Raw genomic sequence first — 26,059 nt, forward strand, 5'->3', positions numbered from 1 at the left:
ATTTTAATCTGCAATAATTTTCATACCGTGAAGATTATTGCATGCCGTTATTTTCAAGCTTATATTTTTCTAATTTATAATAAAGATTTCTTACCGATAACCCAAGAGTTTTAGCAGTTGCGGTTTTATTCCCATTCAAGCGGTGAAGTGTTTGTGAGATTATTTCTGCTTCATACTCTTCCACCATGGACGTTAAGGTACGATCCTGCTGAATGGATTCATATTTATTATCTAAAGAAGGTTCGTTGCCTGGATTTTTAGGCCTCAATTCCGGCAAGTGATGTACATTAATCAATGTTTCATAATAATTCATAAAAATCATAGCCCTGCCAAGTATATTCTCTAGTTCCCTTACATTTCCCGGCCAATCATAATTCATTAACTTAAGCAGTGCAGTTTGAGTGACACCCTCGACATTCCTGCCGTAATCACGATTTATTTTTTGAATAAGCATCTCACATAATACAGGAATCTCTTCTTTACGATTTCTTAATGGTGGTATATGTATTGGCATGCGGTTTAAACGATAGTATAAGTCTTCCCTAAAAGAGCCTTTTGCAATTCCTTTTTCAAGATTCACATGGGTTGCTGCAATGATTCTCACATTTATCGGAATAGGCTTAGTCCCGCCAACTCGGATAATTTCATTCTCTTGTAATACCCTGAGTAATTTCGCCTGAGTATTGGCTGAAAGTTCTCCTATTTCATCTAGAAAGATACTTCCGTTATGCGCCTCCTCAAAAAAGCCTCTTTTTCCTCCTCGTTTTGCCCCAGAAAATGCACCTTCTTCATAACCAAATAATTCACTTTCTAGAAGTGACTCAGAGATAGCGGCGCAATTAACCCGAATAAACTTGTTGTATTTTCGGTCACTTGCATTATGTATAGCGTGTGCGAACAGTTCCTTTCCAGTCCCAGATTCTCCGCGTAAAAGGACGGTTGCAGGCGTTTTTGCACCAAGCTTTGCCTGCTCAATCGCTAGCTTCATTTCTTCTGAACTTCCAATGATATCCTCAAAAGTATATTTCGCTTCTAGTGTACGAATGATTTGTCTAGCACGGCTCAATTCCCGATTAAGCGTCATTATTTCTGACATATCATGAATAACACCGACACTGCCTTTTAATTTCCCATCTACAATAATCGGGGCTACGTTGACAATTACTTCTCGTTTATTGGCCCCTACCCGCATTGGTACTCCTCGGACTGCTCTTCGCGTTTGAAGCACCTTCATATGCATGCTGTCACCTTCAGATATATCGGCTGTGGCTGGGTGCCCAATTACTTGTTCCTGGGTAAGCCCGGTAAGACGGGTATATGCTGGATTTATAAGAATTCCCCTGCCGTTTTCATCCACTACTGAAATCGCATCATCACTAGAATGGATGATTGCCTGAAGCATCGTTTGAATTTCTTTTAAATTTGTAATTTCTTCTGCAAGGTTCACTACTTCTGTAATATCTTTAAAAACTGCAAATGCCCCAATTAACGTTCCATTCTCTTCAATTATAGGAATACGGGTGGTAATAATTTTTCTGCCGTTTCCTAAAATCATTTCTTGGTTGGTTTCAACTTTTCTCGTTGCAAGGATTAGCGGGAGTCTGCTTTGAGGTATCACTTCAACAACATATTTCCCAATGGCTTGATCACGTGGTACACCTGTCATTTCTTCAGCAGTGCTATTAAATAAGATTACATAACCCTTTGCGTCAATCACAAGCATTCCATCGTTTGTAGCATTAAAGATCAGTTCCTGTTGATAGGAAGCATTCTGATGCTTAACAATTAACTCTTCTTTTTCTTCAAGGAGCTTTGCAAGTAGAAATGCTACACTGCCAGGTATTAATACCGTTTTCTTGTTTTTGGTGTTCCTTAATTCTTGAAATACATGTTCATCCCCAGTTACCTCAATAATTATATCAATATTTTCATTTAAAAAGGGCTTCCAATGGGTCCCTGTCTGGATACCCTCCCGGTGTGCCACTATAATGCCCGGCGCGTCCAAATTTCTGTCAATTACAACTTGAACGTTTAGAACTTCTGTTTCGTTGAGTAAATTAAGGATAGCTGTTCCGCCCTTTCCGGCCCCAACAATCATAACGTTTTGCATTTTTTCGCCCCTTAATTATATTTGAAGAGAAATTATTTTCATTCTAACATAATCGAAAACATGCAATATTTTTCATTACTAATTCTATATTTTTTTCGTTATCTTGACAAATTTTATCTTTGTACTAATATTTCTTGTAGGAAGTAACTTGGGTGGATGGACTAAATATTTGGAAGGATTTAATTATGAAGCGGATTATTGCTCTACTTATCTTAGTAATTCCTGGTTTTTTAGCAGGTTATGGGATAAAACTCATGCGGGATATGACATTTGGCATTCTACAAAGCCCTATCCCATTTTTATGGCTGCAATTTCTTATTGGACTAATACTTTTCCTTGGCGGCCTCGGTTTTGTTGCTGGTTTCATATTTCATCGAGACCGAAAGAGAAACAAAGTACAAACGAGGTTTACAAAAAAATAAACGAGACCATTAAGGTCTCGTTTCATATTCCTTCTTAATCTTTATGGCTTTTACTGGATCATCTGTAATAATCGAAGTACAATTTATTTTAAAAAGCCTATGCATGTCAGTATCTTTATTAACTGTATAAGGTCTAACTGCAACTCCATTTTCGATTGCATCTTTGATAATTTTATCTGTTATCGAAGCTAGCTTCGGATGGATTCCTTTCGCCCGGATTGATTGGGCGTAAACCCAAGGCATATAAATCTGCTCATTAAATAAGGGTGCTGTTTCGATTTCTGGGGCCATCCGATAGCTTAATACGATACTATAATGATTAAAAGATGAAATAATTATTCTATCGCTCAAATTATATTTACGGATAAGGTGAATCACTTTTTCTTCCATACCCTCGTATGGAAATATTCCGTTTTTCAGCTCTATATTACAAATTAATTGGTTGGTTTGCATCCATTCTAGAACCTCAATTAAAGACGGTATTGGCTCCTTTTTTGAACCTTTTTTATTGGCATTCAACTTTCGAACTTCATTAAATGTCAAATTTTTCACATAGCCCTTACCGCTTGTTGTCCGGTCTACCTTCTCGTCATGAATGACAACCACTTCACCATCTTTTGTTAACTGGACATCAAGTTCTAAACCATCTGCACCTGACTTCTCCGCTGCAACAAAAGCACTCATGGTATTTTCAGCAAATGCCGCAGAATAACCCCGGTGTGCAAAAATTTGTGTCATTTCTTCACATCCTAACTAAAAAAATATGGAGGTATAAATTTATAGTGAAGCCCTTACAATTATCGCCTGAAACTGCCATTAAGCTTGCCGAAAAATTAAATGTTCCATTAGAACAGCTTATGCATATGCCTCAGCATATACTTATTCAAAAATTAATGGAACTAGAAAAAGATAAATAAATTAATACATAAAAAAACCTTCATTTGAAATGAAGGGTTTTTTGCTATTATTGATCCTTTCAAGATGCCTTATGCTCTAATCGCAGCTTATCTGCTACCATAGCGATAAACTCTGAGTTCGTTGGCTTCGCCTTGGACATGCTTACGGTATATCCAAATAGAGAGGATATGGAATCAATGTTTCCACGACTCCAAGCAACTTCAATCGCATGGCGAATTGCACGTTCAACACGACTCGCTGTAGTGTTATATTTCTTCGCGATATCAGGGTATAACACCTTGGTAATTGAGCCAAGCAATTCAATATCGTTGTAAACCATTGAAATGGCTTCGCGCAAATATAAATACCCCTTTATATGTGCCGGAACACCAATTTCATGGATAATGCTTGTAATGCTTGCATCCAAGTTTCTTGGTTTATTTTCAGTATGCTGACGATAATTCCCTGTTGGAGCCTTGCGGCTGACCTGACTGCTCTTCCCGCTTACTTGACGGATATGGCTTCCTAAATTCTCCATATCAAAAGGCTTCAAAATAAAATATGAAGCACCAAGCTCAACAGCCTTTTTCGTTACGTCTTCTTGACCAAATGCAGTCAGCATAATAACATTAGGAATCGCGCCTTTTTTCAGTTCTCTTAAACGTTCTAGGACAGCCAAACCATCAAGATGAGGCATAATAATATCTAAGACGAGTACGTCGGTATCTGTTGATTCAAGAAGCTCTAAACAATCCTGACCATTATGTGCAATACCTGCAATTTCCATGTCATCTTGGGAAGAAATATAGTCCTCTAATAACCCCACTAACTCCCGATTGTCATCTACTACACATACTTTAATCTTTTTCACCTTTATTTCCTCCTCAAGTCCAAATGGTCATATCTATTTTACATTCAGTTATATTCTCTTAATTCTATTCTAAATTAGAAATTCGACAATGCAACTAAAATTCCTCTAGTTTTTTTTATATTTCTTAAAATAGTGATATAATCTTATCTTTTCTTTGTTTTCCTTTAAAATTCGACTAAATTCGCATATATTCCTTATTATCCCATTCTTTTGTCGAATAATCTTATGTAAAACAAAATAGGCGAAATCGCCTATTTTGTTTAAAATCAATTTTTAGCTTGCCTTTTCCTGCGGTTTTTCATATATGTTAATTCCTGCTTCATTTAACATCCACTCAATGTGTACTCCGTAACCGGAGGTTGGGTCATTGACAAAGACATGTGTTACAGCACCAATTAACTTTCCATCTTGGATGATTGGGCTTCCGCTCATCCCCTGAACGATTCCTCCCGTTTTTTCCAAGAGTCTTGGATCTGTAACTTTTATTACCATGCCTTTTGTTGCTGGAAATTTCTGCGGGATTGTGCTGACAATTTCAATTTCAAATTCTTCCACCTTGTCATCATTAACGACTGTTAAGATTTTTGCCTTCCCTTCCTTTACTTGGTGAGATAAGGCAATTGGCAGCGGTTTATCCATAATTCCATTCTTTAAATCTTTATTCAACACCCCAAAGATTCCAAAAGGGCTATTTTTCTGTATGTTACCAACAATTTCACGGTCCGATGAGAAACGTGCAAGCTTTTCACCAGGATCACCGTTACTTCCTTTTTCAATTGATGTTACTGTTGAGCGGACGATTTGACCATCCTCAACGACTATTGGCTTTTTGGTATCCATATCAGATATTACATGACCTAAGGCACCATACTTTTTTGATTGAGGATCAAAAAATGTCATGGTTCCAATTCCTGCTGCTGAATCACGAATATATAATCCAAGCTTATAGGAGTTTTCTCCCTTGTCTTTCAGTGGAGTTAATTTTGTGTTAAATTTACCACTTTCTCTGCTAATAACCAAATCAAGTGCTTTCCCGCTTTGTCCTGCACTTTGTACAAAAGGTGCTACATCTGTCATTTTTTCTATCTTACTTCCATTGATTTCCGTAATGATATCACCGATTTTTATTCCTGCAATTTCTCCAGGTGATTTTTTGCCATCCTCGGTATTAACTAAGTGGTGGCCTACGACCAATACGCCAACCGTATTTAATTTAACACCAATGGATTGTCCACCTGGCTGGACTTTGAAATCCTTTAAAACATTTACATCGACCTTTTTTACGGGTATTCCTGCAAATTCTAATAACATTTCTTCTCTTCCGTTTTTCTTTGCATTAAAGGAAACGTCATTTTTATCTTGTTCAAGTGTGATAGTTGAATTGTGAGATACTAAAGAGGCTGAAACCGGTACAGCCTTTTGGAACGTATAATCCTGTCCTTCAAAGACTGTAATGGTCTTTGGTATATCAAGGTACTGTTGAAATGGCTGAAAAAAAAGCACGCTGATTAATGAAACAAGGAGAATTCCACCAATGATCTTTCTGATTATTTCTAACTTCAAAATCTTCACTCTCCTCGCTTCTGTTTCACTTCACTCTATATCGAAATGGCTACATCTTTAATTTTGCCTGCATCTGCGGCATTTATAACCGGTTACAACATAAAAAAGCTCCCCTATTTGGGAAGCTTTTCAATTTTTTTATTTTCAGAAGCTAAAAACAACAATTCTTCAGCATGTTTTTTAGTTAAGTCAGTAATTTCAGCACCAGAAATCATTCGGCCAATTTCTTTTATTTTTTCTTTCTTACTAAGAGGGTTTACAGAGGTTCTTGTACGGCCGCCTTCCGTCAGTTTCGAGATAAACAAATGAGTATCTGCCATCGCGGCCACTTGTGGTAAGTGAGATATACATAATACTTGGGAATCTACAGCCACTTTATAAATTTTTTCAGCAATCGCTTGTGCAACTCTTCCGCTAACGCCAGTGTCCACCTCATCAAATATAATTGATGTAATACCTTGGTGTTTGGAAAAAATACTCTTTAGTGCTAACATAATCCTTGATAACTCCCCGCCGGAGGCGATCTTCGATAGCGGCTTTAAAGGTTCGCCCGGATTGGTTGAAATAAAGAACTCGACATGATCAACGCCATTTTTTGAAAAGTGCGGCAATATGGATTCAAAGCGAATTTCAAAAACTGTTTTGGCCATATATAGCCCTTTTAACTCATTATGTATTAATTTTGTTAGTTTCTTTGCCCATTGTTTTCGTAGCTCTGTTAGCTGTTTGGCCTCCAGACTTAAATCCTTTCTAATGGAAGCTAGCTGCTTCTCAAGTTGATCTATATGGGTTTCCTTATTTTGCAAGGTTTCAATTTCTTCCTCAATTTTTGCAGCATATTCTAAAATCTCTTCGATTGATTTTCCATATTTACGTTTTAATTGATTAATTTCATTTAATCTTTCTTCGATTTGATTTAAACGTTGCGGATCGTATTCCAAACCATCAAGTTCATTTCTTAGAGCGCGCGAAGCATCTTCTAATTGATAAAAGCAATTCATAACGGTTTCATATACATCTTTAAAAGAAGAATCTAAAGCTGCGGCTTCTTCAAGCTGACCCATCACCATACTAATCCAATCAAGACCCTTTTGTTCTCCTGATAAGGCATTATAACTAGATTGAACGGCCTCAAACACTCGTTCAAAATTTGCAAGCTTTCTTTTTTCTTCAAAAAGCTCCTCATCTTCATTCAGCTTTAATTGGGCATTTTGAATCTCATCGAATTGAAATTGAATCAAATCTAAGCGATGTGCGGTTTTTTGTTCATTCTCCGTTAAAGATTTAAGTTTTTGAAGTGTTTGTTCATAACGATGAAATACTTCGTGATATTCCGCATGGGAAAGAGAAATTTCTTCTGACCCAAATTGATCAAGCAGATGTAAATGCCGGGTTTCATCCATTAAATCTTGGTGTTCATGCTGACTATGTATATCAACTAGAGCCGAACCAACCTCCCTCAGTGTTGAAATCGTCACTAGCTTTCCATTGATCCGGCACACACTTTTGCCAGTCCGTGAAATATCTCTTCGTAATATAATCATGCCTTCTTCGATGTCAATTCCAAACTCAAAAGCTTTTGAAAACACAGGATGATGCTCATCTATTTGGAAAAGACCTTCAATTTCAGCCTTTTCCTCCCCATGTCTGACAAATTCGGCTGAGCCCCTTCCTCCCACAAGCAGATGGATCGCATCGATAATAATCGATTTCCCTGCTCCGGTTTCTCCAGTTAACACCGTCAAACCTTTGTCAAACGATACGGAAAGAGCCTCAATAATGGCAAAATTTTTAATTGATAGTTCTGATAACAACGTACACTCCCCCCTTAAAGCATATCAAGGAACCGGTTTGTGATGGTCTCTGTATCTTCAGGTGTACGACAGATGATTAAGATGGTATCGTCACCACAGATGGTTCCTAAGATTTCTTCCCAATCAAGATTATCTAAGAGTGCCCCTATCGCCATAGCATTCCCAGGCAGACATTTCATCACAAGCAAATGACCAGCAGAGTCTATTCGAACAAATGCATCGATTAATGACCTTTTTAATTTTTGCAAAGGATTAAAGCGTTGATCTGCTGGAAGGCTATATTTGTATCTCCCATCCAATAAAGGTACTTTAACTAAGTGTAATTCTTTAATATCTCTTGAAACAGTTGCTTGGGTCACATTAAAACCTGCACTTTTTAACTCATCAACTAGTTCATCCTGTGTTTCGATATCATTACTAGCGATAATTTCTCTTATTTTTATATGGCGCTGCCCTTTATTCAAACTATTCACCCCGTAATCATAAAAAACATCTTCGTATTTTGTACAAAAATGTCGCTTCTAACCATATGTTAGCCCATTTTACCGAGGATGTACAATTATTATTTTGGAAAAAAATACTCATAACAAAATGAAGGATAAGCACATAGGCTTATCCTTCCACATCTTGTTTAGATTTAAATTCTTGGTGTGAGTCCTTTACAATTTGAGAAGGCTCGATTGGTAGTAAATTTTGACCTTGTTCCTGCTCTCCTGTCCATTTAAGATGGAGGAGAAACTCAATATTCCCATCTCCGCCAGTTATAGGGGAAAAAGATAAATTAACCGCGTTATATCCTTGTTCAACGGAAAAATTGACAATTTTATTAACAACCTGTAAATGTACCTTCTCATCCCTAACGATTCCCTTTTTCCCAACTTGCTCACGACCAGCTTCAAACTGCGGCTTAATAAGTGCAACAATATCACTGTCAGGTACAAGAAGTGTCTTTAAGACAGGTAAAATTAACTTTAAAGAAATAAAAGATACATCGATAGTTGCAAAATTAGGCATTTCTCCTGTTAAATCTGTGGGTGTTACATATCGAAAGTTCGTTCTTTCCATTACCACTACGCGTTCATCTTGACGGAGCTTCCACGCTAACTGATTATAGCCAACATCCAGAGCGTAAGACATTTTAGCACCATTTTGCAGGGCACAGTCCGTAAATCCACCTGTAGAAGCACCGATATCAAGCATAGTCTTATCCTTAACCGACACATCAAAAACTTTTAAAGCCTTTTCCAGCTTAAGACCACCGCGGCTGACATAAGGAAGTGCATTTCCTTTAATCATAAGTGGTATATCTATTTTTACTTTCTCTCCAGGTTTATCTAAACGCTCTTCGTTTGAATAAACGAGTCCAGCCATAATCGACCGTTTTGCTTTTTCCCTGGTTTCGGCTAATCCTCTTTCTACTAATAACACATCTAATCGTTCTTTGTTCTTCATAGGTTGGTTATGCCCTTTTTTGTTTTTTTCGTGCAAGTATGGTTATCCTATTAACAACCTCAGAAGTAGTCATCCCAATCTCTTCAAGAAGTGAATTCACATCTCCATGTTCAATAAATTGGTCAGGGATTCCCATTCTGTCAATTGCTTGATGATAATACCCCTGGTCATGTGCGTATTCAAGGACAGAACTTCCAAAGCCCCCCTGTAGTACAGCTTCCTCAATGGTCAGGACAGGGATATTTTTTAAGAATATTTGGTTAAGCATATTTTCATCCAAAGGCTTAATAAAGCGAGCATTCACAACTTTTACAGAAATCCCTTGTTTCTCAAGAATTTCTGACGCTTCAAGAGCCATTGGTATTGTTGTACCAAAAGTTAAAATAGCGGCATCCTCGCCTTCTTTTAAGACCTCCCATGTACCAATTGGAATACTCATAAGCTTCTCATCCATTGGAACCCCTAAACCATTTCCACGCGGATATCTCATCGCAATAGGACCGTTATCATATTGAATGGCAGTGTTCACCATATGTTGTCCTTCATTTTCATCTTTAGGCATCATTAAAACAAGATTAGGTACATGTCTTAAAAAGGCAATATCAAACACGCCTTGATGTGTTTCACCGTCTGCTCCCACTAATCCGGCACGATCGATACCAATAAAAACATTTAGATTTTGACGGCAAATATCATGAACAACCTGATCATAAGCCCTTTGTAAGAATGTTGAGTAAATCGCTAAAAACGGCTTCATATCTTGAGTCGCCAATCCAGCAGCAACCGTAGCAGCGTGCTGTTCAGCGATCCCAACATCATACATTCTCTCCGGAAACTCGCTTGCAAATCCCTCTAACTTTGACCCAACTGGCATAGCAGGTGTAATTGCCACAATCCGCTCATCCTGTCGAGCAAGTTTGCGAACCGTTTCACTTACTAAGCTGCTCCAAGCTGGCGGCATTTTCTTTGCCGGTTTAACAAAATCGCCAGTATCCATTTTATAAGGACCAGTTCCATGCCAAGTGCCTGTTGTATCAGTCTCAGCAGGGCGGAAACCTTTCCCCTTTTTCGTGATAACATGAAGAAGGACTGGACCTTCCGTTTTTTTGGCATAACGGAAGTTTTCAAATAACGCTTCATAATCGTGTCCATCAACGGGACCTAAGTAAGTAAAGCCCATTTCCTCAAAGAACATGCCGGAAACAAATAAATATTTCAAACTGTCTTTTATACGTTCGGCCGTTGCTGCAAGTTTACCTCCAACAGCAGGTACCTTTTTCAAGAGCAGTTCTAATTCATCTTTCACCCATTGATATTTTCCAGCTGTTCTTAATTGACCGAGTATATTATTGATTGCACCAACATTTGGGGCAATCGACATTTCATTATCATTAAGAATCACAATCATGTTCTTCTTTTCATGACCAATATGGTTTAATGCTTCTAAGGCCATTCCACCTGTTAACGCACCATCACCAATGATTGGTATAACAAAGGAATTTTCCTTTTTCAGATCTCTTGCGATTGCCATCCCCATTGCTGCTGAAAGTGAAGTAGAGCTATGACCAGTCTCCCAAACATCATGTTCACTTTCGTTTCTCTTCGGGAAGCCGCACAATCCTTTGAATTGACGCAATGTATCAAATTCACAAGCCCTGCCTGTTAGTATTTTATGAACATATGACTGATGCCCTACATCCCAAATCAGTTTATCTTTGGGGCTGTCAAAACATTTGTGTAAGGCAATTGTTAATTCGACGACACCTAAGTTCGGTCCAATATGGCCTCCAGTTACAGACAGCTTTTCAATCAAGAATTGGCGTACTTCTTGACTTAAAACCTCCAATTCTTGATTTGACATCCCTTTTAAAAAGGAAGGGTCTTTTATTGATAACAGATCCATGTTTGGACCACTCACTTTCTTTCGGTTTTCACAAAGTAACGCTCTTTTCTCAAATGTATTTGTTTTTTGAGGTAAAATCAGTTGAATGAGAATTAATTTCAGAATAGCGATAATTTATGAGAAAAGAGCATGAAACTTAGTTCATAAGCTCAAAATAACTTTTTATAAGTTAAAATCGGCTTTAAGATTTTAACAACAATCTTAACAAAACAATCTATAGTAAAAAATAGCCGCTAACACAAGAAGTGGTAACGGCATTGACAACGTTCTTTACATTGACAACAATTATAACACAATTACGTTGTTGTTCAAATACCAGTTATTCTAGTGGTCTCTCGAAGCGACTAAATCTGCAATTTCATGGAGCAGATTAGTTGTAAGGCCTGTTTTTTCTAAGTATTGCTTAGCCAGTTCTAATTGTTTTTGTAAAGCCTGCTTGGCACCCTCTAGTGATAAAAGCTGAGGGTAGGTGCTTTTATAATTAGTGGTATCACTTCCAACTGGTTTACCCAGTAATTCTGGATTTCCTTCTATATCAAGGATATCATCCTGGATTTGAAAAGCCAGACCAAGATGATGGGCAAAAGCAGATAGATTTTCAAGTTGGGATTGATTTGCCTCTGCTAACAATGCACCTGCAATGACGCTGTATTTTAAAAGCGCTCCTGTTTTATGGATATGGATGTACTCAAGCTCATCTAAAGTAAGATTTTTTCCCTCGCCTTCCATATCTGCCACCTGCCCGCCAACCATTCCTTCACTGCCAGCTGCTTTGGCCATCTCCATTACTAATTTTAGTTTGGTTTCATTCGAAGCAATTTCATTGGGAATTGTTCCAATTACCTCGAAGCTAAAAGTTAATAATGCATCACCTGCTAAAATAGCGACTGCTTCACCAAACACTTTGTGATTCGTGGGCTTACCTCTTCTAAGGTCATCATTATCCATGCTTGGTAAATCATCATGAATTAATGAATAGGTGTGAATCATTTCTATTGCTGAGGCAGCCTTAAGTCCGATCTTAGGATCTTTCCCAAAGGCGGCAAGGGTAGCAAACACCAATAAGGGCCTGATTCTCTTCCCGCCTGCGTCAAGAGAATAATGCATGGCTTTTTTAATATTAGGAGGTGCTTTCAGCTTTTCCACCAAGGTTTGAAGCTCTGATTCAAGCAGTTGTTTATGTTCTTGTGTAAAAGCATTGAGAACGTTCGTATTCAAAGCCTATGCCTCCTCCTCGATCGTAAAGTTTTGTTTACGGCCATCCTCCGTAATAATCTGTGTTAATTGTTCCTCAACATTTTTTAACTTATCATGACAAAGCTTGGACAGCTCCATCCCTTCTTTATAAAAGGCTATGGCCTTTTCTAATGGGACATCTCCTTCTTCAAGCTTATCCACAATTTGCTCTAGCTTATTCATTGCTTCCTCAAAGGAAACCTTTTGTTCATTCGTCACGGTTTTCGCTCTCCTTTATGTTCTGTACATTACAGAGAAGGCTGCCATCTGTTAATTGAATTTGAATTGGTTCGTTCTCATTAACTTGTTTAATACTTTTAATTAGCACATTCTCTTGTGAATAAACGAGACTGTATCCACGTTCCATTATTTTCAATGGACTTAGAGCGGAAAGAGTTGATATGACTCTTTTAAATTCGGTACTTTTCTTTAAAAGAATTTGTTCCATTGCACGCTGCAAATCTCTTTGCGAGCGGCTCAAACTGCTCTCTGCTTCTCTTAGTGCTACTCTAGGATGGTTTCGAATTAGACGATTATGAACAGTTTCATGTTGTGATTTCTTTACATCTGTCAATCTTGAAGCACCTCGAACAAGCATTTCCGTTAATTTATCTACCTGTTCAAGCTTTTGTTCATAAAGACGGTGCGGATACCGAAAAGCATAGGATCGGCGTACACGGTCTAATCGCTGCTTTTCAAAGCGAACTCTTCCATTCATAGACTGAAGTAATCGAGTTTTCCGTTGCATGAGTCTTTCCATCAATTCATCAATATGTGGAACGGCCAGCTCCGCCGCAGCAGTAGGTGTCGGTGCCCGCATATCGGCCACAAAATCTGCAATTGTAAAATCTGTTTCATGCCCAACAGCTGAAATGATTGGAAGTGCAGATTGATGAATCGCTCTGGCAACTAGTTCTTCATTGAATGCCCATAGCTCTTCAATCGAGCCGCCTCCACGCCCAACTATAAGAGTATCTAGCTCACTCGTCTTATTTGCTTTTTCTATCGCACGTGCAATCGAAGCTGCTGCATTTTCGCCTTGCACAAGTGCTGGAAAAACAAGAATATTAGCAATGGGATAGCGTCTTTTAATTGTCGTGATAATATCACGTATGGCTGCTCCTGTTGGTGAAGTAATCACCCCAACAGTTTTAGGGTAACTAGGAATGGGCTTTTTTTGTTCTATCGCAAATAAACCTTCTGCTTCAAGTCTTTTTCTTAACTGCTCATAGGCTAAGAATAATTCTCCGATTCCATCTGGCTGCATTTCTTTTATATAGATTTGGTATTGACCACTTGGTTCATAGACAGAAATATCCCCTTTAACAACCACTTTCATGCCATTTTCCGGCAAAAATTTCATCATCCGTGATTGGCTCGAGAACATAACAGCAAGAATGCGCGCTTTTTCATCCTTTAATGTAAAATACATATGGCCGCTCGAATGCTGTTTAAAGTTTGAAATTTCGCCTCGAACATGGACATCCTGTAAATGAGGGTCAGCATCAAATTTTCTTTTTATGTATTTCGTTAATGCCAGCACAGTTAAATACTTTTTTTCCTGCATTACAAACTCCTTATTAGAACCGCAGCGTATTTTTTGCTGATTTAAGCGTGTTATACATAAGCATCGTAATGGTCATTGGACCTACTCCCTTTGGAACAGGGGTAATAAATCCCGCTTTCTCCTTTACTTCATCGAAAGCCACATCGCCGCAAAGCTTACCTGCTTCATTTCGGTTAATTCCTACATCAATTACGACTGCACCTTCTTTTACATGGTCCGCTTTAATAAAGTTGGCTATACCTACCGCTGCAACAACGATATCGGCTTGTGATGTATGGTATTGCAAATCCTTTGTCCTTGAATGACAATACGTTACGGTTGCATGCTGGTTAAGGAATAATTGACCTACTGGCTTGCCAACAATATTACTTCTTCCCACTACTACTACATGTTTACCTGCCACAGATATTCCAGTTTCTTCTAGCAGGACCATAATTCCATAGGGTGTACATGGTAAGAAAGCATCTTGACCTGTTATCATTCTCCCGATATTTATAGGATGGAACCCGTCTACATCCTTGTGTGGTGAAATTGATTCAATTACTTTTATCTCATCGATATGCTTTGGAAGAGGGAGCTGAACAAGAATACCGTGAATGGCTGAATCTCCGTTTAGTTCCTCTATTTTAGAAAGTAATTCTTCCTGTGAAGCCTCTTCTGGCAATTCAATTAGCACTGAGTGCATGCCGAGGTCTCGACAGGTTTTTTCTTTATTTGTTACATAGGTTCTAGAGGCATGATTATTTCCAACAAGCACAACAGCTAGCCCTGGAGTAACCCCTGCTTCCTTTAACTTTTGGACTTCCTGTGCAATTTCTTTCTTTTTCTTTGAAGCAATTTCCTTACCATCAATAATCGTAGCGGTCATTTTGTTTCCCCCTATTCAAATTAAAGCAATTAAAGTTTTTCTTTCACTTTCGAAAGTACACCATTAATAAATCGGCTTGATTGTTCATCACCGTATATTTTAGCAATTTCAATTGCTTCATCTAAAATGACATTTGTAGGAATTTCATTTTGGGAATATTTTAATTCATACACAGCGATTCTTAATAAATTCCTGTCTACCGTTGCTAAACGATCAAGTGTCCATTTTTCAAGATGTTCTATAATTAACGGATCTATTTCATTTTTTTGTTCGACAACTCCCAGAACAAGATTCGCTAAATAGTCGTCCCCTTGTTCCCCTTCCAAAACATGTTCAATTGCAGATTTTGGATCTGTGTTACTTACATCGATTTGAAAAAGGGCTTGCAACGCTTTTTCCCTTGCTGTTCTTCTTTTCATTATACCGTTAACTCCTTTAGAGGTAGTAATTAATTTTTGTCAAATTTTATACAACCATGTCATATTACTGTTTTGTACATAAAAAGATAATAGCATAACTCAAAACGATTCGCACTGTAAGAACTTATTTTTACCTAGATGAAGTATACTAAAACCCTAAAATTAAAAGAAGAGCCTAAAATTTTCGGAATTTGATAACATTTTCATACTCTTTTTATTCTAATTTTTCGATATGATGGGGGGTGAAAGGAGGTGTGATGTGGAAAATGCATATAAAGCGAGAGTTGAACCAGTGGTATTAAAGAAATTACGAATTTTGAACAAACGGATAAAATTAACTGAAGATGAGCATAGGTATTATTTAAACCAAGAGAAAGGGTTTCAAGGGGAAGTGCAGTTTGATGTATTAACAGAGAAACTCCAACGTGACTGTCATATTTTGAATGATCTGCAGCTTGAGAGCAACAAATCCCGTTTCCAACTTGATTCATCTCTAATTTTTCAAGAGACCTATTCCCTTTTCGATATTAAAAATTTTGAAGGAGAATACGTTTATGACTCTGAATATTTTAAAACACTCTCAGGAAAGGAATTCCAGAATCCGCTAGACCAACTAAAACGCAGTAAGTTATTGCTGAGCCAGCTTCTTCAATCTCTCGGAAGTAAAATTACTGTTGAGGCGTATGTTATTTTCATTAATCCCCAGTTTACATTGTTCCAAACTCCACCTAATCTGCCTTTTATACTTCCTACCCAGCTTGACCAGTTTATGAAAAAATTAGATCAGAAGTCATCTCGGCTTAATCAGTCACATAAAAACCTGGCGGACAAGCTCATTTCATTGCACCAATTAGATCCGCCAAAATTCCAGCTGCCCGCCTATAAGTTTGAGACGATGAAAAAAGGGATGACCTGCTGCAAATGTGACTCATTTTCAGTGACGATAGTTGGACATAAATTAATCTGTGATAGATGTGGATGCCAAGAGCTAGTAACGGTTGCCGTTATGCGCCATGTAGAGGAATTCAAGCTTCTGTTTCCGGAGCAGAAAATCACGACAAATGTTATTCGTGATTGGTGTGGCATAGTGGATTCTAGGAAAAGAATAAGCAGGATATTGGGGAAGAATTTAAAAATTACAGGTGTACACCAGTGGACATATTACGAATGAGCAAAATTTGTGCGATTTTTACTTCATACCGGGGATGAAGGACATTTCTTTCGGTTTCTTGATCGGTTTTGTCCTTCATTAGCTGGATGTAGGACATTTCGATTGGTTTCTTAATCAGTTTTGTTCTGCATTGCTGGTATGAAGGACATTTCGACCGGTTCCTTAATCAGTTTTGTCCTTCATGGCTAGGATGAAGGACATTTCGATCGCACCATTAACCAGTATTGTCCTTCATGCCTAGGATGAAGGACATTCCGACCGGTTCCTTTATCAGTTTTGTCCTTCATTACCCCGATGAAGGACATTTCGATCGCACCCTTAACCAGTTTCGTCCTTCATTACCCGGATGAAGGACATTTCGATCGCACCCTTTATCAGTTTTGTCCTTCATTACCCGGATGAAGGACATTTCGATCGCACCCTTTATCAGTTTTGTCCTTCATGCCCAGGATGAAGGACATTTCAATCGCACCCTTAACCAGTTTTGTCCTTCATGCCGAGGATGAAGGACATTTCGATCTCACCCTTAACCAGTTTTGTCCTTCACAAATAAAAAAAACCAAAGGATCAGCTCCTTTGGTCTAATTTTTAAATTTCTTCTTCCACTTCTGGCTCTGGTTTTTGGTGTTCAAACGTGATACCGACAACGTGTATGTTCACTGCCTCAGCCTCTAATGCTGTCATATTTAGTAAGGCTTGGCGAATGTTATCCTGTATTTTTCCCGCTACTGTAGGGATTGAAACGCCGAATTTCATTAAGCAGTATACGTCTACTTTAATTCCTTCTTCCGACAATTCAACCTTAACACCTTTACCGTGGTTTTTCTTTCCTAACCGTTCAACCACACCAGTCGCGAAATTCCCGCGCATTTGTGCTACCCCTTCAACTTCGGAAGCAGCGATACCAGCAATTACTTCTATTACTTCAGGTGCAATTTCCACTTTTCCATGACCATTGTTTTCTTGATTCATTTCCAATACATTATACTCGCTCATAAAGTACACCTCCTGATTTTAGCTAGACTTCATCACATCATGTAATTCAAGAAACTTTGTATTGAATTGTCCCTCAACGAAATTCTCGTGCTCAAGTAATTTTAAATGGAACGGGATGGTCGTATGAACACCCTCGATCACAAATTCACCAAGTGCCCGTTTCATCCGTGAGATTGCCTCTTCCCTGCTATTCCCATATGTGATGACCTTCGCAATCATGGAATCATAATAAGGAGGAATCGTATAACCAGGATATGCAGCTGAATCAATTCGAACACCAAAGCCGCCTGGAGGTAAATACATTTGAATCTTCCCAGCTGAAGGCATGAAATTCTTTTCCGGATTTTCTGCATTGATTCGGCACTCCATTGCCCAGCCCGTAAACGTAACGTCCTGTTGATTTACCGATAGTTTCTCACCTGAGGCAACTTTGATTTGCTCTTTTATAAGATCAATTCCTGTGACCATTTCAGTTACAGGGTGCTCCACCTGTATCCTTGTGTTCATTTCCATAAAATAATATTTACGATTGCGGTAGTCATATATAAATTCTACAGTTCCTGCACCTGAATAATCAACTGCTTTTGCAGCTTTTACAGCAGCATTTCCCATTTCCGCACGAATTTCTCCATCTAATGCAGGTGACGGTGTCTCCTCCAGTAGCTTTTGAAGTCTTCGTTGAATAGAACAGTCTCTTTCTCCTAAATGGATCGTATTTCCATAGGTATCAGCTACAACTTGTATTTCAACATGACGGAAATCCTCAATATACTTTTCTATGTACACCCCAGGATTACCAAATGCAGTTAAAGCCTCCTGCTGTGTAATCGAAATACCCTTGATGAGTTCCTGTTCATTTTTCGCTACACGGATACCCTTACCGCCTCCGCCAGCTGTAGCTTTAATGATTACAGGGTATTGGATCTCTTTCACAAGTTCAAGAGCCTCGTCGATATCATGAATGATACCTGTTGAACCGGGTACAATCGGAACACCTGCTTGGCGCATGGTTTCCCTTGCAATATCCTTTGTTCCCATTTTTGTAATTGCTTCTGGACTTGGTCCTACGAAGATAATATTACATTCACGGCAAAGTTCAGCAAAGTCTGCATTTTCAGCTAGAAACCCATAACCAGGGTGCACAGCATCACAGCCTGTTAGTTTTGCTACACTAATGATATTGGTTACATTTAGGTAACTTTCTTTTGATAATGTTGGCCCAATGCAATATGCCTCGTCTGCAAGTTGTACATGGAGCGCTTCACGGTCTGCTTCGGAGAATACAGCAACAGATTCTATTCCCATTTCCCGACAGGCACGAATAATTCTTACCGCGATTTCTCCTCTATTGGCAATTAACAGTTTCTTTATCATCAAGTTATCGCTCCTTATTCCGGCTTCACTAAAAATAAAGGCTGTCCGTATTCTACTAATTGACCATTCTTAACAAGAACTTCAACAATTTCACCATTTACTTCAGCTTCAATTTCATTGAAAAGTTTCATTGCTTCAACAATACATACAATGGAATCTTTTGTTACCACGGAACCAGTCTTTACATACACATCATCCTCTGGTGTTGGTGAAGCATAAAAAGTACCAACCATTGGGGAAGTTATTTTGTGTAAATTCGATGTATCGACTTGAACAGCTGCAGCATTATCTGCCGGTGCCTGCACTGCTTCTTGGACAGGTGCAGCAGCAGGTGCTGCTGGTGCAGCCGGCTGGATTACTGGTACCGCTTGAGCCGCCGATTGCGAAACGGGTTGTATGGCAGCAACCGTCGTCCCAGCATTTTTTTTCATTTTAATTTTTGAACCTTCATTTTCATATACGAATTCATCAATGCTGGATTGGTCAACTAATTTTATTAATTCGCGAATTTCTTGTACTTTTAACAATCTAAACACTCCTTGTGTCGCAAGATTAAGACTAACTACTAATACTATACGCTAATACCTTATTAAAGTTCAATATTCTTCTCGTAGTTCAGTAAAAAAAGGAAAGCCAGCCGGCTCTCCTTTTTTAAAACTTATTTAGTAGGCTGGAATTCAACCGCTACATAATTCGTTTCACCAATTTCCTTCTTTACCATTTGAATAATCGCATTTGCCTCTGATTTAGAAGATTCCTTTTTAGACTTTACAATAATTTTAACAGTCGATCCATCAGCTCTAACGAGGACATCTTCATAATCCCTTGCTTTAATTAGTGTTTCAAGCATTTGTTCCTTTTGGGCAATTTCATTTAATTTTTTCATTTGGTCAACTGCTTCGCTTCTTTCATCAGCTGGCAGGTCCGTAGAAGCAACAACAGTATTTAATTGTTCCTTTAATTCACTGCGCTCATCTTGAAGCTTCAAACGAAGTGCCTCAAATTCTTCATCACCAGCAACCTGAGAAATAACAGTATCCCCATCCTTGGCTTCAGTACCTGTTTTTGTATCTGTTTTTGTATCTGTTTTCGCACCTGCTTTCGTGTCTGTTTTCGTTTCCTTTTGATCAGCTTTTTCTTCTTGTTTCACTGCTGCAAGTTCATTGCTTTTTTGTTCAGGAGAGGTAATGTAATAAACGGATAATACGACCACCAAACTTAACATTGTTAATAACCAAACTGTTTGTTTTTTCAATAGCATTTGTAAATCCTCCTTTTATTTTTTAGGCATAACAGCAACACGATGACTCGGGACATCAAGCGATCTTGTTACAGCTTCAATAATTGATTTTTTGACATGAATGTTTTCTGCACCTTTGGCTACTACTAGTACTCCGCGAATTTCTGGTTTAATCTCTCCAACTATAATCGGAACTTCTTTTTCCCCATCACGAATGATTACGACTTGTTGATCTGTTGAGGTATCTTGAACCTTTCTCTCCCCACCCTCGTTGTCTTTTTCTTCTGTTGTCTGTGATTTTGTAACTGTATTTTTCTCAAGCACCTTCTTGTCCGTAGAATCAATGTTCACCACTACGGTTACATCGTCTACACCCAGCATTTCTTCCAGTGCTGTCGTCAGCTCCTTCTCGAATGATTCTTCATAACCAGCGATAGTCTTATTTTTTGAATCCTTTTTTAGACCGAATGTTTCCACATCTTCCGTTTGAGCTTGGCTGCTGACCTCCTGACTTTCAATAGGAGTTGTTTTGTCAGAAAACAATACATTTCCGACAATCATGAAAGCAGCACCGATACAAAGAACGAGAATCATATATTGATATTTTCCTGCTTTTTTATCTGTATTCTCTCCTTTTGAAACTATGTTTTTAAGCCAAGAAAATGGTCCTTTGTTGTTATTTTCCATTCTGTTTATTTATCCCCCCTTCAACCGAGACTTCAATTGCATTTTCGGTTACATTCCATTGCTGCGAAAGAAATGCGGCGATTTTTTCTGATTCCTCTGTTGGATCGTTAGATGGAAGAGGTGTTCCTGTATTAATACTTACTGGTTGTATTGCTTCGACTGTCGAAACGACTGTTTCCGGCTGCTGAAGGCGGACGGTAACCATTTCAAGATTTTCAGGGAATGATTCTTGACTTTCATCCTTGGTTGTTAGTTTTATTTGTGCAATTTCCAAACCAAATTGTTCCATCAACTCCTCTTCTACTCCCTTTTCAAGCTGGACAGCCATCGTTTCTAAAATATATGCATGATTGGAGGCTTGTATTTCTTTTTTCTGCAATTCTATTAAATTTTCCATATTTTTTTTTCCTATACCTTCAAAGCTGGGGATCTGAGCCATCGCTGTTTCAAAATCTTTTGAGATTAACTTAAAAATTGGTGTTAATATAATGGCAATTAGCAGAAGCCCTGTAACCATTTTTGTATATTTCTGCATACTTGTATTTGGAAGCAACATATCTATAACGGTTGCCAGAAGAATAAAAAGAATAATATTGGTAACCCATTCTATTAAAAACTCCATCACTTTCTCTCCTATCTCATCATCATCGTGAGGTTCCCGGCTGCGACAATTACTGTGATACTTAAAAAGAACATGAGAGAGACAATACCCAATGCAGCAAAAACATAAATGACACTTTTGCTAATAATATCTAAACATTTAATTACCGGACCACCGCCTAATGGCTGTAAAATAGCCGCAGCAAATTTATAAATAAACGCAATCATTAAGATTTTAATAGCAGGGAAAGCGACAATTATCAGCAAAATCGCTACACCCGCAATTCCAACAGAATTTTTCAACAATCCAGAGGCACTGACAACAGTGTCTGCGGCATCCGTAAATATCCGTCCAATGACAGGGATAAAGTTACCCGTAACAAATTTCGCTGTTCGTATTGCTACCCCGTCTGTTATCGCAGTAGAAGCACCCTGCACAGAAATAACCCCAAGGAAAACGGTTAAAAAGAGGCCCATTAACCCTATGCTCCAAGTTCTAATCAGCTGTGCCAGCTGAGTCACTTTATACTGCTCTGACATTGTACTCACAATGCTCAATAGAGTTGCTAGAAAGAGCAGAGGGAGAATAACATATTGCATGAATGTTCCACTAATATTCATTAAAAACAAAATAACTGGATGGAAGAAAGCAGCTGAAATGATTCCACCAGAAGAAGCAATTAAAGCTAATAAGAGAGGAATTAGGGCGAGAACGAAGGAAATCATACTTCCAATTGCCTCATTGGTATACTTGATAACGATATGAAAACTATTAAGTGCAAGTATTACGAGAACCATATAGACTATTGAATAAGCAACTTTACTAATCGTGCTGCTTTCGAATGCATTTTGCATCGATTGTAAAAACATACTGAATATAGTTAGGAGGATTAATGATCCAAGCAATTTTCCATTGGCAACAAATTCATGAAACAAGAACTTTAGGACTCCTTGTGTCCATTCCTTAAAGGAAAACTTCTTATCTCCACTTACAAAATCATACAAACTCCCTTTTTGGCTTTCTGGGAGGAAGCCGCCATATTTCGTTTGGACATCCTCCCAATACTGTTTTAGCTCTGTTAAATCCATATTTTTAAGCTGTGCGTCTACTAATTCCTGAGGTGAAAGAGGTGTCGAGCCAACATCCTCTCCTTCGTTAGCTTGTACACTTGTCGAAGTAAATAATAAAAATAATAGAATCATAATGGGAATAATCTGCAGCCTTTGCTTCATCATTTTTCACCTCATGTTTTGACCTTTCTAGCTTGGAATTAGCTTAATAATCGTTTCGATCATAACGGTTAAAATCGGAATAGCCATCGCAAGAATTAATACTTTACCTGCAAGTTCAATTTTGGAAGCCACCGCACCCTGACCTGCGTCCTTCGTTATTTGTGAAGCAAACTCCGCAATATAAGCAATTCCAATAATCTTTAGTATGGTTTCAACGTAAACCAAGTTCACATTTGCATTGACAGCAAGCTTTTCAAGCATATGAATAATTTCATAAATTTTATCGACCAAAAAAAGAAAAATGCTGCAGCCTACAAAAACGATTAACAAAAAGGCGAAATTAGGTTTTTGCTCTTTTATAATTAAAGCAAGGAAGGTTGCGACAAGAGCTACTCCAACTATTTTAATAATTTCAATGGCCGATCCCTCCCTTCTATTGAAACAAGAAGACAGATTTTATTTTCTGGAAGAGGTCATCTACAATCGATGCGACTTGAAACAAAATATAGATAAAACCGAATAAAGTAACCCACTGGGCATATTCCTTTTTCCCAACTTGATCCAGCACTGTATGCAAAAACGCAACGACAATTCCCACTCCGGCAATTTTAAAAATAATATCTACCTCTAAGCCCATTGCTTTTCCCCCTAAATTAATAAGATAATCAATAATAATCCCGAAAAGAAACCTAAACTCTTTACCATTTTTTCGTATTTTGCTTGGCTTTCTATCGCATCCGCTTCTTCTCTTTCGAGATGGGAAAGAGTTAGCATAATATGTTTTTGCTGGGAAAAGCGATCGTGCCGACCCAGGGTTTCACCAAATTGCTTCATAATTTCAAATTCACCTTGTTTAAGGGCTGTCTGCTTCCAAACCTCCTTTAAACTGTCTTCCCAGGCTTCCTTTACAGTTGTTTCAGTGTCTGTCAGCTTTTTTGCAAAGCCCTCAAAAAATGAGGATAATGGTTTTGATAATTGTGCCGCCAATCTTCTTGCTGCTTCATGCAGGGGGGTATGCCCGTACATAATTTCGGCTTCAAGCGATTGAAGTGCCGATTTTAATTGCCTGAGCTGTTTTGGACGCTCACTTAAATGTTTTGCTGCCTCAAATCCTGTCCATGTAGTAGCCAGAATAATAAAAATGGCCCCAAGTAATTTAACCATTTACGTCACACTCACTTTTTGGCTCAATGCTTTTCCAGTACCATCCAAAATTTGTGTAATGGTTCCGGGACCGTGTGACCTGCTCAGGATAATAAATCGTTGGAAAATCTTTTGATCTATAATGTTCATCAATGAAGGTCTGTTCCTAACCTCTCCCAAACTAGACCCATGAGTTGTCATAATTAGCTTAATACCAGCATGGACTGCTTCTTGAATCGCTTCCGCGTCCTCAATTCGACCAATTTCATCAACCACTAACACATCTGGACTCATTGAACGGATCATCATCATCATCCCCTCGGCTTTTGGGCATGCATCCAGCACGTCTATTCGGTGGCCGAACGACATTTGAGGAATCCCATTTACACATCCTGCTATTTCGGAACGTTCATCAACAATGCCTACCTTATATGCCTGTATGCCTTTTTCATGACTTCCAGTTGAAATAATTCTGGCAATATCCCGTAATAATGTTGTTTTACCTGTTTGTGGCGGACCAACAATCATTGTATGCATCCATGAACCATTGTAAATATAGGGTATAATCTTTTCTCCTATTCCGATCTTTTCTTTTGCAATTCGGATGTTAAAAGAAGAAATATCCCTTATTGCTTTTACCCTTCCTTGTTCAAGAATTACCTTCCCTGCAAGTCCAATTCGATGACCTCCTGAAACAGTGATATATCCCCGTTTCAATTCTTCCTCAAGTGTATAGATGGAGAATTGGCTAATCCTATTCATTAAATGGAAAGCATCGTCCTGTCGTATAATATACGATAGAAACTTAGGGGCCCCTTTCAGCATAATTTCGATGGGACGGTCGATACGAATTCGGATTTCTTCCAATTCATCTTTTTGATTAGGAGGGATTTTACTGATCATGTCTGCAATGTTTTTTGGTAAGAATTTTAGGATCGTTTCCACATTCGTTCCTCCTTGTTGCTTGTCTCATTATTTAAAATGTATGCCTTTCGAAACGCATTATGACTTTGAAAATTTCAATTCTTTTAAAATTCTCTTCTATTCTATTTTTATAAGAGAGTTAGTAGAATAAAATAATCATTATAATGAAGGAGGAAAGATCATGTACATGCCGAACGCTGGGGACCGTAATAACCTGCGGAAAAGGAATAATATAATAAAAGTGAATGGCGAAGGGGAAATTGCTGTTCAGCCTGACACAGCAACCGTTAATCTTGGAGTTGTGACGCATAGTAAAGAACTTATGGAGGCACAGCAGCAGAATTCGATCATTGCGACTCAGGTAATTCATTCCCTTATTGCCTTAGGGATTGATAAAAATCAGATAAAGACAGTTGATTTTCGAATTGAACCTGAATATGATTTTTCTTCTGGCAAACAAATTTTTCAAGGCTATAAAATAACACATATTCTGCAGGTGAAAATAGATGATTTATCCCTTATTGGAAAGGTAGTCGATACGGCAATAGATAACGGAGCCAACCATGCTGCAAATGTTCATTTCACCTCTAGATATAAGGATGCTTTTTACCAACAAGCACTTGCCATGGCATTAAACAATGCAAGTAACAAGGCGAAAACCATTGCCGATACTTTAGGAGTGACATTAAATCCTGTGCCTATTCTCGTCGTGGAAGGCGGAGATAGTATCCAGCCTTTTGAGAGCCAGCACGTTGCGTTTGCTAAAGGAGCTGGCTCAACACCGATTCAACCGGGTCAGCTGCTAATCCGAGCAAGTATTTCAACTGAGTATCGATATCATTCAATAAATGGATAAAAAAAAGGATTGAACCATGATACGTGGATTCAATCCTTTTTAAATATTATTGATTATATTTTTTAACCATTGCATAAAGTTGTGCGGATGTTAGTGGTCCATTGTAGTGTTCTCTTATTACACCTTGTCTATCGATGACAAATGTTTCAGGCTGTCCGGTTACATTATATTTTTTTGCAACTTTAGAATTATAATCAAATACATATACCGCTGGCGTATTATATTTTTTAAGGAATTTCTTGACCCGCTCCTTTGTTTCGCCCTTGTTAATCATAATTAATCTGTACTGATCACCGTAATCTTTTGCAAATGCCTCTAGCTCTGGAGCTTCATCCACACATGGTTTACACCAAGAGGCAAAGTAATTCAAAATGATAATCTCGCCTTTGTAATCGGAGAGCTTCGTATTGGTCCCATCTAAGTTAGGCAGCTCAAAATTATAGGCTTGGTCTCCAACATCCGTATTGTCACCTTTACTCGCTAAACTATATCCAAAAAAACCAAACATACCAATCAATAGAAACAATACGAGTAAGTTAATGACTCGTCTGCTCATTCCGTTTCCTCCTGACAACCCCTTATTTATCCAGTTGTTTTAAAAACTCGATATCCTTTTTTAGGCTGTTATGACGTTTACCGATTATAAGCATATAACCAAAAATAATTACCCACACGACTGAATATGCACCAAACATGAATCCCATAATAAATTC

30 protein-coding genes are annotated in these 26,059 nt (G+C 38.3%); 4 read left to right on the top strand and 26 right to left on the bottom strand.

Features of this window, described 5'->3' with window-relative positions; translation table 11 throughout:
* Positions 1 to 34: 34 nt before the first annotated feature.
* Positions 35 to 2,110, bottom strand: a complete 2,076-nt coding sequence (locus tag V7108_RS12360) for a sigma-54 interaction domain-containing protein (protein ID WP_335568422.1) — start codon at positions 2,108 to 2,110, stop codon at positions 35 to 37.
* 185 nt (positions 2,111 to 2,295) lie between these two features.
* On the opposite strand from V7108_RS12360, the gene V7108_RS12365 reads away from it, so the two are divergent.
* Positions 2,296 to 2,532, top strand: coding sequence for a DUF2627 domain-containing protein (locus V7108_RS12365; protein WP_335511307.1), 237 nt, complete (start codon positions 2,296 to 2,298; stop codon positions 2,530 to 2,532).
* 9 nt (positions 2,533 to 2,541) lie between these two features.
* Here the strand turns inward: V7108_RS12365 and V7108_RS12370 are convergent, their stop codons facing one another.
* A complete protein-coding gene (locus V7108_RS12370; RefSeq protein WP_335511245.1) occupies positions 2,542 to 3,270 on the bottom strand; it encodes a glycerophosphodiester phosphodiesterase in 729 nt (242 codons plus the stop codon).
* Between the two features lie 44 nt (positions 3,271 to 3,314).
* Between V7108_RS12370 and V7108_RS12375 the strand changes: the two genes are divergently transcribed.
* Positions 3,315 to 3,449 carry a YycC family protein gene (locus V7108_RS12375; protein ID WP_335511247.1) on the top strand — a complete coding sequence of 45 codons (135 nt, stop codon included), beginning with the start codon at positions 3,315 to 3,317 and terminating at the stop codon, positions 3,447 to 3,449.
* Positions 3,450 to 3,508: 59 nt separating this feature from the next.
* Here V7108_RS12375 and spo0A read toward each other — a convergent pair whose 3' ends face one another.
* From spo0A to nusB, 11 genes are all read right to left on the bottom strand, one after another.
* Positions 3,509 to 4,300, bottom strand: a complete 792-nt coding sequence (spo0A, locus tag V7108_RS12380; protein WP_335511250.1) for a sporulation transcription factor Spo0A — start codon at positions 4,298 to 4,300, stop codon at positions 3,509 to 3,511.
* 273 nt (positions 4,301 to 4,573) lie between these two features.
* A complete protein-coding gene (gene spoIVB, locus V7108_RS12385; protein ID WP_420489190.1) occupies positions 4,574 to 5,872 on the bottom strand; it encodes a SpoIVB peptidase in 1,299 nt (432 codons plus the stop codon).
* A gap of 104 nt (positions 5,873 to 5,976) precedes the next feature.
* Complete coding sequence (gene recN / locus V7108_RS12390; RefSeq protein WP_335511251.1) at positions 5,977 to 7,677, bottom strand: DNA repair protein RecN; 1,701 nt, start codon at positions 7,675 to 7,677, stop codon at positions 5,977 to 5,979.
* 14 nt (positions 7,678 to 7,691) lie between these two features.
* Complete coding sequence (gene ahrC / locus V7108_RS12395) at positions 7,692 to 8,141, bottom strand: transcriptional regulator AhrC/ArgR (RefSeq protein ID WP_335511253.1); 450 nt, start codon at positions 8,139 to 8,141, stop codon at positions 7,692 to 7,694.
* A gap of 148 nt (positions 8,142 to 8,289) precedes the next feature.
* Entirely contained in the window at positions 8,290 to 9,129 is an 840-nt protein-coding gene (locus V7108_RS12400; protein ID WP_335568424.1) for a TlyA family RNA methyltransferase, read from the bottom strand.
* A gap of 7 nt (positions 9,130 to 9,136) precedes the next feature.
* Positions 9,137 to 11,032: a 1-deoxy-D-xylulose-5-phosphate synthase gene (dxs, locus tag V7108_RS12405; RefSeq protein WP_335568425.1), complete on the bottom strand. Its 1,896-nt coding sequence runs from the start codon at positions 11,030 to 11,032 to the stop codon at positions 9,137 to 9,139.
* A gap of 324 nt (positions 11,033 to 11,356) precedes the next feature.
* A complete protein-coding gene (locus tag V7108_RS12410; protein WP_335511259.1) occupies positions 11,357 to 12,250 on the bottom strand; it encodes a polyprenyl synthetase family protein in 894 nt (297 codons plus the stop codon).
* Between the two features lie 3 nt (positions 12,251 to 12,253).
* The gene (locus tag V7108_RS12415; RefSeq protein ID WP_335511261.1) at positions 12,254 to 12,487 is read right to left on the bottom strand and encodes an exodeoxyribonuclease VII small subunit; all 234 of its coding nucleotides are present in this window, start codon (positions 12,485 to 12,487) and stop codon (positions 12,254 to 12,256) included.
* On the bottom strand, positions 12,477 to 13,835 hold the full coding sequence (gene xseA / locus V7108_RS12420) for an exodeoxyribonuclease VII large subunit (protein WP_335511262.1): 1,359 nt from the start codon (positions 13,833 to 13,835) through the stop codon (positions 12,477 to 12,479). Before xseA ends, V7108_RS12415 begins: the two co-directional genes overlap by 11 nt.
* A 13-nt stretch (positions 13,836 to 13,848) precedes the next feature.
* Complete coding sequence (folD, locus tag V7108_RS12425) at positions 13,849 to 14,703, bottom strand: bifunctional methylenetetrahydrofolate dehydrogenase/methenyltetrahydrofolate cyclohydrolase FolD (protein ID WP_335511264.1); 855 nt, start codon at positions 14,701 to 14,703, stop codon at positions 13,849 to 13,851.
* A gap of 29 nt (positions 14,704 to 14,732) precedes the next feature.
* Positions 14,733 to 15,122, bottom strand: a complete 390-nt coding sequence (gene nusB, locus V7108_RS12430) for a transcription antitermination factor NusB (RefSeq protein WP_335511265.1) — start codon at positions 15,120 to 15,122, stop codon at positions 14,733 to 14,735.
* A gap of 259 nt (positions 15,123 to 15,381) precedes the next feature.
* Between nusB and V7108_RS12435 the strand changes: the two genes are divergently transcribed.
* On the top strand, positions 15,382 to 16,293 hold the full coding sequence (locus tag V7108_RS12435; protein ID WP_335568426.1) for a nuclease-related domain-containing protein: 912 nt from the start codon (positions 15,382 to 15,384) through the stop codon (positions 16,291 to 16,293).
* A 588-nt stretch (positions 16,294 to 16,881) separates the two neighbouring features.
* Here the strand turns inward: V7108_RS12435 and V7108_RS12440 are convergent.
* From V7108_RS12440 to spoIIIAA, 11 genes are all read right to left on the bottom strand, one after another.
* A complete protein-coding gene (locus tag V7108_RS12440; RefSeq protein WP_335511269.1) occupies positions 16,882 to 17,289 on the bottom strand; it encodes an Asp23/Gls24 family envelope stress response protein in 408 nt (135 codons plus the stop codon).
* A gap of 18 nt (positions 17,290 to 17,307) precedes the next feature.
* Positions 17,308 to 18,663: an acetyl-CoA carboxylase biotin carboxylase subunit gene (gene accC, locus V7108_RS12445; protein ID WP_335511271.1), complete on the bottom strand. Its 1,356-nt coding sequence runs from the start codon at positions 18,661 to 18,663 to the stop codon at positions 17,308 to 17,310.
* Positions 18,664 to 18,677: 14 nt separating this feature from the next.
* Positions 18,678 to 19,190: an acetyl-CoA carboxylase biotin carboxyl carrier protein gene (gene accB, locus V7108_RS12450; protein WP_335511273.1), complete on the bottom strand. Its 513-nt coding sequence runs from the start codon at positions 19,188 to 19,190 to the stop codon at positions 18,678 to 18,680.
* Between the two features lie 131 nt (positions 19,191 to 19,321).
* On the bottom strand, positions 19,322 to 19,924 hold the full coding sequence (locus V7108_RS12455) for a SpoIIIAH-like family protein (protein ID WP_335511275.1): 603 nt from the start codon (positions 19,922 to 19,924) through the stop codon (positions 19,322 to 19,324).
* Between the two features lie 15 nt (positions 19,925 to 19,939).
* A complete protein-coding gene (spoIIIAG, locus tag V7108_RS12460; RefSeq protein ID WP_335511276.1) occupies positions 19,940 to 20,590 on the bottom strand; it encodes a stage III sporulation protein AG in 651 nt (216 codons plus the stop codon).
* Entirely contained in the window at positions 20,580 to 21,212 is a 633-nt protein-coding gene (spoIIIAF, locus tag V7108_RS12465) for a stage III sporulation protein AF (RefSeq protein WP_335511278.1), read from the bottom strand. The genes spoIIIAG and spoIIIAF overlap by 11 nt, the downstream gene beginning before the upstream one ends.
* 11 nt (positions 21,213 to 21,223) lie before the next feature.
* Positions 21,224 to 22,423, bottom strand: a complete 1,200-nt coding sequence (gene spoIIIAE / locus V7108_RS12470) for a stage III sporulation protein AE (RefSeq protein ID WP_335511280.1) — start codon at positions 22,421 to 22,423, stop codon at positions 21,224 to 21,226.
* A 27-nt stretch (positions 22,424 to 22,450) separates the two neighbouring features.
* On the bottom strand, positions 22,451 to 22,840 hold the full coding sequence (gene spoIIIAD / locus V7108_RS12475; RefSeq protein WP_095247152.1) for a stage III sporulation protein AD: 390 nt from the start codon (positions 22,838 to 22,840) through the stop codon (positions 22,451 to 22,453).
* A gap of 16 nt (positions 22,841 to 22,856) precedes the next feature.
* Complete coding sequence (spoIIIAC, locus tag V7108_RS12480; RefSeq protein WP_007084610.1) at positions 22,857 to 23,060, bottom strand: stage III sporulation protein AC; 204 nt, start codon at positions 23,058 to 23,060, stop codon at positions 22,857 to 22,859.
* An 11-nt stretch (positions 23,061 to 23,071) separates the two neighbouring features.
* Positions 23,072 to 23,587, bottom strand: coding sequence for a stage III sporulation protein SpoIIIAB (spoIIIAB, locus tag V7108_RS12485; RefSeq protein WP_335568427.1), 516 nt, complete (start codon positions 23,585 to 23,587; stop codon positions 23,072 to 23,074).
* Positions 23,588 to 24,511 carry a stage III sporulation protein AA gene (spoIIIAA, locus tag V7108_RS12490; protein ID WP_335568428.1) on the bottom strand — a complete coding sequence of 308 codons (924 nt, stop codon included), beginning with the start codon at positions 24,509 to 24,511 and terminating at the stop codon, positions 23,588 to 23,590.
* A gap of 160 nt (positions 24,512 to 24,671) precedes the next feature.
* Here spoIIIAA and V7108_RS12495 point away from each other — a divergent pair, with 160 nt between their 5' ends.
* Positions 24,672 to 25,346 carry an SIMPL domain-containing protein gene (locus tag V7108_RS12495; RefSeq protein WP_335568429.1) on the top strand — a complete coding sequence of 225 codons (675 nt, stop codon included), beginning with the start codon at positions 24,672 to 24,674 and terminating at the stop codon, positions 25,344 to 25,346.
* A 46-nt stretch (positions 25,347 to 25,392) separates the two neighbouring features.
* Here the strand turns inward: V7108_RS12495 and V7108_RS12500 are convergent, their stop codons facing one another.
* Both V7108_RS12500 and V7108_RS12505 read right to left on the bottom strand, forming a co-directional pair.
* Complete coding sequence (locus V7108_RS12500; protein WP_335511286.1) at positions 25,393 to 25,902, bottom strand: TlpA family protein disulfide reductase; 510 nt, start codon at positions 25,900 to 25,902, stop codon at positions 25,393 to 25,395.
* A 22-nt stretch (positions 25,903 to 25,924) separates the two neighbouring features.
* Positions 25,925 to 26,050, bottom strand: coding sequence for a CcmD family protein (locus V7108_RS12505; protein WP_335511287.1), 126 nt, complete (start codon positions 26,048 to 26,050; stop codon positions 25,925 to 25,927).
* Between the last annotated feature and the right edge of the window lie 9 nt (positions 26,051 to 26,059).

This window comes from Neobacillus vireti, from assembly GCF_036962345.1.
GTDB lineage: Bacteria > Bacillota > Bacilli > Bacillales > Cytobacillaceae > Neobacillus > Neobacillus vireti_A.

What these genes read in the sequence shown, in the direction of transcription:
- V7108_RS12440 (WP_335511269.1), bottom strand. Translation starts at nt 17,289, where the DNA reads ATGAGCGAGTATAATGTATTGGAAATGAATCAAGAAAACAATGGTCAT.
- V7108_RS12370 (WP_335511245.1), bottom strand. Translation starts at nt 3,270, where the DNA reads ATGACACAAATTTTTGCACACCGGGGTTATTCTGCGGCATTTGCTGAA.
- V7108_RS12400 (WP_335568424.1), bottom strand. Translation starts at nt 9,129, where the DNA reads ATGAAGAACAAAGAACGATTAGATGTGTTATTAGTAGAAAGAGGATTA.
- V7108_RS12500 (WP_335511286.1), bottom strand. Translation starts at nt 25,902, where the DNA reads ATGAGCAGACGAGTCATTAACTTACTCGTATTGTTTCTATTGATTGGT.
- V7108_RS12505 (WP_335511287.1), bottom strand. Translation starts at nt 26,050, where the DNA reads ATGGGATTCATGTTTGGTGCATATTCAGTCGTGTGGGTAATTATTTTT.
- folD (WP_335511264.1), bottom strand. Translation starts at nt 14,703, where the DNA reads ATGACCGCTACGATTATTGATGGTAAGGAAATTGCTTCAAAGAAAAAG.
- spoIIIAG (WP_335511276.1), bottom strand. Translation starts at nt 20,590, where the DNA reads ATGGAAAATAACAACAAAGGACCATTTTCTTGGCTTAAAAACATAGTT.
- spoIIIAF (WP_335511278.1), bottom strand. Translation starts at nt 21,212, where the DNA reads ATGGAGTTTTTAATAGAATGGGTTACCAATATTATTCTTTTTATTCTT.
- accC (WP_335511271.1), bottom strand. Translation starts at nt 18,663, where the DNA reads ATGATAAAGAAACTGTTAATTGCCAATAGAGGAGAAATCGCGGTAAGA.
- V7108_RS12365 (WP_335511307.1), top strand. Translation starts at nt 2,296, where the DNA reads ATGAAGCGGATTATTGCTCTACTTATCTTAGTAATTCCTGGTTTTTTA.
- spoIIIAC (WP_007084610.1), bottom strand. Translation starts at nt 23,060, where the DNA reads ATGGGCTTAGAGGTAGATATTATTTTTAAAATTGCCGGAGTGGGAATT.
- spoIIIAB (WP_335568427.1), bottom strand. Translation starts at nt 23,587, where the DNA reads ATGGTTAAATTACTTGGGGCCATTTTTATTATTCTGGCTACTACATGG.
- V7108_RS12455 (WP_335511275.1), bottom strand. Translation starts at nt 19,924, where the DNA reads ATGCTATTGAAAAAACAAACAGTTTGGTTATTAACAATGTTAAGTTTG.
- V7108_RS12495 (WP_335568429.1), top strand. Translation starts at nt 24,672, where the DNA reads ATGTACATGCCGAACGCTGGGGACCGTAATAACCTGCGGAAAAGGAAT.
- V7108_RS12360 (WP_335568422.1), bottom strand. Translation starts at nt 2,110, where the DNA reads ATGCAAAACGTTATGATTGTTGGGGCCGGAAAGGGCGGAACAGCTATC.
- spoIIIAE (WP_335511280.1), bottom strand. Translation starts at nt 22,423, where the DNA reads ATGAAGCAAAGGCTGCAGATTATTCCCATTATGATTCTATTATTTTTA.
- nusB (WP_335511265.1), bottom strand. Translation starts at nt 15,122, where the DNA reads ATGAAAAGAAGAACAGCAAGGGAAAAAGCGTTGCAAGCCCTTTTTCAA.
- dxs (WP_335568425.1), bottom strand. Translation starts at nt 11,032, where the DNA reads ATGGATCTGTTATCAATAAAAGACCCTTCCTTTTTAAAAGGGATGTCA.
- xseA (WP_335511262.1), bottom strand. Translation starts at nt 13,835, where the DNA reads ATGCAGGAAAAAAAGTATTTAACTGTGCTGGCATTAACGAAATACATA.